Origin of the sequence: Roseovarius litorisediminis (assembly GCF_900172295.1) — a bacterium.
GTDB classification, from domain to species: domain Bacteria; phylum Pseudomonadota; class Alphaproteobacteria; order Rhodobacterales; family Rhodobacteraceae; genus Roseovarius; species Roseovarius litorisediminis.
Genome location: NZ_FWFL01000035.1, coordinates 1 through 818, shown reverse-complemented (window position 1 = coordinate 818; position 818 = coordinate 1). Strand labels below are relative to the sequence as shown.

The 818-nt window shown below is 50.0% G+C and carries 1 protein-coding gene; it reads left to right on the top strand.

Annotated features, from left to right (window positions below; all coding sequences use genetic code 11):
• The first annotated feature begins 57 nt into the window (after positions 1-57).
• Entirely contained in the window at positions 58-765 is a 708-nt protein-coding gene (locus PEL8287_RS19665) for an IS6 family transposase (RefSeq protein ID WP_085894142.1), read from the top strand.
• The last annotated feature ends 53 nt before the right edge of the window (positions 766-818 follow it).

Below are 818 nucleotides of genomic sequence, written 5' to 3'. Positions count from 1 at the left end.
GGCACTGTCAGATTAAACCAGCTTGAGGCCGGGAAGTCAGTTTCGTAGCGTCGCCGGATGACAAAACGCTCCCCATTTCGCTATTTTAAAACCAGCCCTGAGATCATCCGCCTTGCGGTGATGATGTATGTTCGATTTCCGCTTTCACTACGCAATGTCGAGGATCTTCTCCATGAACGCGGCATTGATATTAGTCATGAAACGGTTCGATTTTGGTGGAACAGATTTGGGCCGGTTTTTGCTGCGGAAATTCGTCGAAGGCGGGCTAGATATCACCGATCACACTCGAATTGGCAATGGCACCTGGACGAAGTTTTCGTGAAGATCAACGGCGCGACGCACTATTTGTGGCGGGCGGTCGATCACGAAGGTGAAGTGTTGGAATCGTTTGTCACCAAGCGCCGCGACCGAAAAGCGGCATTGAAATTCCTCAGAAAATCAATGAAACGCTACGGCGCACCAGATGTAATTGTGACCGATAAACTGCGTTCATACGGTGCTGCCATGAAGCAAATCGGGAATACCGAAAAACAAACTATCGGCCGCTGGCTGAACAATCGAGCTGAGAATTCACACCTTCCGTTTCGACGACGAGAACGGGCGATGTTGCGTTTTCGACAGTGGCGAACCCTGCAAAAATTCGTCTCCGTTCATTCGTCGATTCAAAACCATTTCAATCAAGAACGCCACCTTTACTCACGAGCAAATTTCAAATTGAACCGAGCCGCCGCTCTTGCCGAGTGGCGGCAGCTTTGTTCCGCATAAGTTCACGCGTTCCGCGGTAAACTGAGACTGGTTCGAATTAGTCTGACAGCTTC

Coding starts and splice junctions, on each gene's coding strand:
- PEL8287_RS19665 (WP_085894142.1), top strand. CDS start 58: ATGACAAAACGCTCCCCATTTCGCTATTTTAAAACCAGCCCTGAGATC.